Consider the following 6,140-nt stretch of genomic DNA (forward strand, 5'->3'; position numbering starts at 1 on the left):
CTCGGGGGGTTTTCGTGCGGATGTGCGAAGGGTTGTCGGCCTCGCGTTCACCTCGGGTTCGCCCGTCCGCCGCCCGCGCGTGTCAGTCTCCGGCCGCTGGGCACTCGCGGGACAGTGGAAAAGGGGCACGGGAGCGATGGAGAGCGGACCGGCGATCTTCGCGGGAGCGGTGTTCTCCCTGTTCGGAGCCGCACTGCTGGTGTGGACCGGGGTCCGCGTCCGACGGCGCGAACCCGTCGCCCAAGGTGTGAACCAGATCGCGTCGGCCACCCTCGCGGGCATCGCCGCGGTGGTCGCGCTGGGCCTCGGAGGGTGGGTCCTCACCCGCCTCTGAGGGCGGTGGGCGTGCTGTCGTATACGTAACAGGAGCGTCACCCTCCGGACAGGGCCGGAAGGGTCGCCGGGTATTCCGGGCGGCAGGAATGGCGGTAGTCGGGTTACCGTTCGAGTGGCCGTTGCGGGCTTTTCCCGTTTGACACGGGGGCGGGATGTACCGTCACACTCCGCAGCGTCACCTATGCGACCCCGGGACACAGGCCCGGGAGGCCCCAGCGTCGACCGGAGAGAAGAGCGAAGTTGTCCCCGACCAGCGAGACCGCACAGGGCGGCCGCCGACTCGTCATCGTCGAGTCGCCTGCCAAGGCGAAGACGATCAAGGGCTACCTGGGCCCCGGCTACGTAGTCGAAGCGAGCGTCGGGCACATCCGCGACCTTCCCAACGGCGCCGCCGAGGTGCCCGAGAAGTACACCGGCGAGGTCCGCCGCCTCGGTGTGGACGTCGAACACGACTTCGAGCCGATCTATGTCGTCAACGCCGACAAGAAGGCTCAGGTCAAGAAGCTCAAGGACCTGCTGAAGGACTCCGACGAGCTCTTCCTGGCCACCGATGAGGACCGCGAGGGCGAGGCCATCGCGTGGCACCTCCTGGAGGTCCTCAAGCCCAAGGTCCCGGTCAAGCGCATGGTGTTCCACGAGATCACCAAGGACGCGATCCGCGAGGCCGTGGCCAACCCGCGCGACCTGAACCAGCGCATGGTCGACGCCCAGGAGACCCGCCGCATCCTCGACCGTCTCTACGGCTACGAGGTCTCGCCGGTCCTGTGGAAGAAGGTCATGCCGCGTCTGTCGGCGGGCCGTGTCCAGTCGGTCGCCACCCGGCTCGTCGTGGAGCGGGAGCGGGAGCGCATCGCCTTCCGTTCCGCCGAGTACTGGGACCTGACGGGCACCTTCGCGACCGGCCGGGCCGGTGACTCGAGCGACCCGTCGTCCCTGGTCGCCCGCCTCCAGTCCGTGGACGGCAGGCGGGTCGCGCAGGGCCGCGACTTCGACTCCCTGGGTCAGCTCAAGACCGCGAACACCCTGCACCTCGACGAGGCGAACGCCCGTGCCCTCGCCGCCGCCCTGGAGAACACCCGGTTCTCCGTGCGGTCCGTCGAGTCGAAGCCGTACCGCCGCTCGCCGTACGCCCCGTTCCGTACGACGACGCTGCAGCAGGAGGCCAGCCGCAAGCTCGGCTTCGGCGCGAAGGCCACGATGCAGGTCGCGCAGAAGCTGTACGAGAACGGCTACATCACGTACATGCGTACGGACTCCACGACGCTGAGCGACACCGCCGTCGCGGCCGCCCGCGCCCAGGTCACGCAGCTGTACGGCGCCGACTACCTGCCGCCGCAGCCGCGCACGTACGCCGGGAAGGTCAAGAACGCCCAGGAGGCGCACGAGGCGATCCGCCCCTCGGGTGATCGTTTCCGCACCCCGGCGGAGACCGGCCTGACCGGTGACCAGTTCAGGCTCTACGAGCTGATCTGGAAGCGGACGGTCGCCTCCCAGATGAAGGACGCGACCGGCAACAGCGTGACGGTGAAGATCGGCGGCACCGCCGCCGACGGCCGCGACGTCGAGTTCAGCGCGTCCGGCAAGACGATCACCTTCCACGGCTTCCTGAAGGCCTACGTCGAGGGCGCCGACGACCCGAACGCCGAGCTCGACGACCGCGAGCGCCGGCTGCCGCAGGTCGGCGAGGGCGACGCGCTCAGCGCCGAGGAGATCACGGTCGACGGGCACGCCACCAAGCCCCCGGCCCGTTACACCGAGGCCAGCCTGGTCAAGGAGCTCGAAGAGCGCGAGATCGGCCGCCCGTCGACGTACGCGTCGATCATCGGCACGATCCTCGACCGCGGCTACGTCTTCAAGAAGGGCACGGCCCTGGTGCCGTCCTTCCTGTCCTTCGCCGTGGTCAACCTCCTGGAGAAGCACTTCGGGCGGCTCGTCGACTACGACTTCACCGCCAAGATGGAGGACGACCTCGACCGCATCGCCCGCGGCGAGGCCCAGGCGGTGCCGTGGCTGAAGCGCTTCTACTTCGGTGAGGGCACCGGTGCGGGCGGCGCCGCCGAGGCCGGCAACGGCGACGGGGACCACCTCGGTGGCCTCAAGGAGCTGGTGACCGACCTGGGCGCGATCGACGCGCGCGAGGTGTCGTCGTTCCCCGTGGGCAACGACATCGTGCTGCGGGTCGGCCGCTACGGCCCGTACATCGAGCGCGGCGAGAAGGACACCGAGCAGCACCAGCGCGCGGACATCCCCGACGACCTCGCCCCGGACGAGCTGTCCGTCGAGCTCGCCGAGGAACTGCTCGCCAAGCCGAGCGGCGACTTCGAGCTGGGCAACGACCCGCAGACGGGCCACCAGATCGTCGCCAAGGACGGCCGCTACGGCCCGTACGTCACCGAGATCCTTCCCGAGGGCACTCCGAAGACCGGCAAGAACGCGGTCAAGCCGCGCACGGCCTCGCTGTTCAAGTCGATGTCGCTGGACACGGTGACCCTGGAGGACGCGCTCCGGCTGATGTCGCTGCCGCGTGTCGTCGGCACCGACGCGGACGGCGTGGAGATCACCGCGCAGAACGGCCGTTACGGCCCGTACCTGAAGAAGGGCACGGACTCGCGGTCCCTGCAGACCGAGGACCAGCTCTTCACGATCACGCTGGAGGAGGCGCAGGCGATCTACGCCCAGCCCAAGCAGCGTGGCCGGGCGGCCGCCAAGCCGCCGCTGAAGGAGCTGGGCGAGGACCCGGTCAGCGCGAAGCCCGTCGTGGTGAAGGACGGCCGCTTCGGTCCGTACGTCACCGACGGCGAGACCAACGCGACCCTGCGGTCCGGCGACAGCGTGGAGACGATCACCCCGGAGCGGGGCTTCGAGCTGCTCGCCGAGAAGCGTGCCAAGGGGCCCGCCAAGAAGACGGCGAAGAAGGCGCCCGCCAAGAAGGCCCCGGCGAAGAAGGCGACGGCCGCGAAGAAGACCGCCGCCAAGACGACGACGGCCAAGAAGACCGCGGCCAAGACGGCGGCCAAGAAGACGACCGCCAAGAAGGCGACGGCCTCGAAGGCCGCCACGGAGGACTGACCCCCGTTCCGGCCGACCGGTTCTTCACATCGGCTTCGCGAAACGAACGCCCCGGCATCACTTTGGTGTCGGGGCGTGCGCACGTTCGGACGGTCGGGGTTGGCTGTCAGCCACTGCCGATAGGCTGAAAGCATGACGCGAGCCGAGCAGCCAACGGCCCACCCCACACCAGCGGACGACACCCTCGTCGCGGACTCCCGCGAGCGGGCCGTTCGTGCCCTGCTGCGCCACCCGCAGCTCAAACGGCTGTGGAGCGCGCAGCTCGTGAGCGGCGTGGGAGACGCCCTCGCGCTGCTGGTGCTGGTCCTCCTCACCCTCCAGGCAGCGATCGTCGAGGGCTCCTTCGGCGGCGGCTACCGCGGCGTGGCGTTCGCGGTGGCGACCGTCTTCGGGGCCCGCATCGTGGCCACGCTGCTCTTCGGGGCCATACTGCTCGGCCCGCTCACCTCGCTCACCGCGCAGGACGGTCCGCTCGACCGCCGCTGGACCATGGCCGGCGCGGACGGCCTGCGCGCCGCGCTGCTGATCATCGCGCCCCTGTGGATCGACTGGACACCGGACAAGGCGCTGACCGTCCTCCTGGTGACCGCCTTCGTCGTCGGTGTCGCCGAGCGCTTCTGGTCGGTGTGCCGGGAGAGCGCGGCCCCCGCGCTGCTGCCCGCCCCGCCCCCGGAGGGCGCCACGGTGCGGCCGCTGCCGGACCACATGGACGCGCTGCGCCGCCTGTCGCTGCGCACGGGCTTCCTGGCGGTGCCCCTCGCTGCCGCCGCCCTGGTCGTCGCCTCGCTGATCAACAATCTGCTCGGCACCGCGAGCGACTGGTTCGCCCAGCACCAGGCGGCCCTCGGGTCGTACGTCGCGGCCGGTCTGTTCGCCGCGTCCCTGTCCGTGCTGACCGCCCTGGAACTGCCCGACACCCGCACCCCGCGCCCGCGGTCCCCGCTGGAGGGCCTGCGCCGCCCCAAGACGGGCACGGGCGTCGACAAGGGCCGTACGGGGGCCATCGCGCTGCTCGTCCTGGCCTGCGCCTCCGTCGCCGGGGCGATCTCCGCCGCCGTCGCCGTGTCGGTGCTGCACGCCAAGGACCTGGGCGGCGGCCCCGTGCTGTACGGCCTGCTGGTGCTCGCGCTGACCGGCGGAGTCGTCGTCGGCATCCGTACGGCCCCCGCCGTGCTGCCGTCCCTCTCGCGCCGTCGGCTGCTGGCGCTGGCGATCGCCTTCACCGGTATCGCGCTGCTGGCCGCCGGGCTCGTCCCGGACGTCACCAGCGTGCTGCTGATCGTCGCCCTGGCCGGGGTCGGCGCGGGCGTGGCCGCCAACACCGGGCACGCGCTGCTCGACCAGGAGACCGAGGACTACCGCCGCCCGCGCACGACCGAGCACCTGCACGCGGTCGTCCGTGTCTTCGTCGCGCTCGGCGCGCTGATCGCGCCCCTGGTGGCCGCGCTCATCGGCCCGCACCGGCTGGAGAACGGCCGGTTCGTGTTCGCGCACGGCGGCGCCGCGTTCACCCTGATGCTGGTCGGCGCGCTGCTGCTGCCGGTGGCCGCGCTGGTGCTGGCCAAGGTCGACGACCGCTCCGGCGTGCCGCTGCGGCACGACCTGCGGGACGCGCTGCTCGGCGGCGACGACCCGGCGCAGGCGCCCACCGAGAACGGCTTCTTCATCGCCCTGGAGGGCGGCGACGGCGCCGGAAAGTCCACCCAGGCCGAGGCCCTCGCCGAGTGGATCCGGGCCAAGGGCCACGAGGTCGTGCTCACCCGCGAGCCGGGGGCGACCCCCGTGGGCAAGCGGCTGCGCTCGATCCTGCTGGACGTCTCGTCCGCGGGGCTCTCGCACCGCGCGGAGGCGCTGCTGTACGCGGCGGACCGCGCCGAGCACGTCGACACGGTCGTACGGCCCGCGCTGGAGCGGGGGGCCGTGGTCATCTCCGACCGCTACATCGACTCCTCGGTCGCCTACCAGGGCGCCGGACGCGACCTGTCCCCGACCGAGATCGCCCGCATCAACCGCTGGGCGACCAACGGGCTCGTCCCGCACCTCACCGTCCTGCTGGACGTGCCGCCGGAGACCGCCCGCGAGCGCTTCACCGAGGCCCCCGACCGGCTGGAGTCGGAGCCCGCGGAGTTCCACGCGCGCGTGCGGGCCGGCTTCCTCACCCTCGCCGCCTCCGACCCCGGCCGTTACCTGGTCGTGGACGCGGGCCAGGAGCCCGAGGCCGTCACCACCGTGATCCGGCACCGGCTCGACACCGTGCTGCCGCTGTCCGAGGCCGAGGTGAAGGCCGCCGAGGAGGCCCGCAAGGCCGCCGAGGAGGAGGCCCGCCGCAAGGCCGAGGAAGAGGCCGCGCGCAAGGCCGAGGAGGAGCGCCTGGAGCGCGAGCGCCAGGAGCAGCTCGCCAAGTTGCGCGCCGAGGAGGAGGAGCGCAAGCGGCGCGAGCTGGAGGAGGCGCAGCGGCGCGAGGCCGAGCGGCAGGCGGAGGAGGCCCGGCAGCGGGCCGAGGAAGCGCGCCGGCGCGCCGAGGAGGAGCGGCTGCGGCTCCTGGCCGAGGAGAAGGTCCGCGCCGAGGAAGAGGCCCGGCGCAAGGCCGAGGAGGAGCGGCGGCGCAAGCAGGCCGAGGAGGAGGCCCGGTTGCGGGCCGAGGCGGAGGAGCGGCGCCTGGAGAAGCAGCGGAAGGCCGAGGAGGCGCTGCTGCGGGCCGAGGAGGCCAGGCGCCAGGCCGCCGCGGCGGCGAC

At 72.1% G+C, this 6,140-nt stretch carries 3 protein-coding genes; all 3 read left to right on the top strand.

The features are described from left to right. The first annotated feature begins 136 nt into the window (after nt 1–136). Entirely contained in the window at nt 137–334 is a 198-nt protein-coding gene (locus IPZ69_RS37975) for a hypothetical protein (protein WP_235459267.1), read from the top strand. Nucleotides 335–576: 242 nt separating this feature from the next. Further along, nucleotides 577–3,405, top strand: a complete 2,829-nt coding sequence (gene topA / locus IPZ69_RS37980; protein WP_235459268.1) for a type I DNA topoisomerase — start codon at nt 577–579, stop codon at nt 3,403–3,405. A gap of 132 nt (nt 3,406–3,537) precedes the next feature. After that, a partial coding sequence (tmk, locus tag IPZ69_RS37985; RefSeq protein WP_235459269.1) for a dTMP kinase occupies nt 3,538–6,140 on the top strand: 2,603 nt, incomplete at its 3' end.

Origin of the sequence: Streptomyces olivochromogenes, from assembly GCF_021538895.1 — a bacterium.
Taxonomy (GTDB): Bacteria; Actinomycetota; Actinomycetes; order Streptomycetales; family Streptomycetaceae; genus Streptomyces; species Streptomyces olivochromogenes_A.